1 protein-coding gene is annotated in these 711 nt (G+C 42.2%); it reads right to left on the reverse strand.

The features are described 5' to 3' along the window. On the reverse strand, positions 1 to 508 hold a 508-nt coding region (locus tag A3729_RS17605), incomplete at its 3' end, for a lyase family protein (protein WP_255376399.1). Positions 509 to 711: the final 203 nt, after the last annotated feature.

Genomic DNA, 711 nt, shown 5'->3' on the forward strand with positions numbered 1-711 from the left:
TCGGGATTTCAGCGTGCTCAAGTGCCAGTTCTTCCATTTTGTTTACAACTTCTTTCATTGACGGTAAAACACTCTTCTGCATGCCATTAGTAAGCATTAAACCGTGAGATAGGTTGTTGATGTCTTCCGAAGTACAAGCAAAGTGAACGAACTCGGAATCGGCTTCTAATTCAGGGAAGTCGCCTTTTGCTGCAGAGAACTTTTCTTTTAGGAGATATTCAACTGCTTTTACGTCGTGATTTGTAGTGCGTTCAATTTCTTTAACGCGCTCTGCGTCTTCTACAGAGAAGTTACTTACGATATCGTCTAGGAACTTGTTGGCGTCAGCAGAGAAGGCTTTTAATTCTTCAATTTGAGGGTGGGCTGCCAAGGTTTGCAACCAACGAATTTCAACCTCTACGCGGAATTTAATAAGTCCAAACTCGCTGAAGATATCCCTAAGGTCAGTGACTTTTGAGCCGTAACGGCCATCGATAGGTGAAACTGCGGTTAAAGATGAAAGTTGCATTCGTAATCTCTTTCTCTGCTGCTTAAAAAATGGGCGGCAATGATACTACAAATGTGACCTGAGTTGCACTTTTTGTCACGGATACATGAGGGTGCGGTCTATTGCTTATGTTTTGTGGCTTGCTCGGAAATTGATTTATTTTTGATCGCTAATGGTAATGGTGGCTCAATGATGTACGACATTTCTTTGGGCAGCTGATAGAT

This window comes from Oleiphilus sp. HI0043, assembly GCF_001634935.1.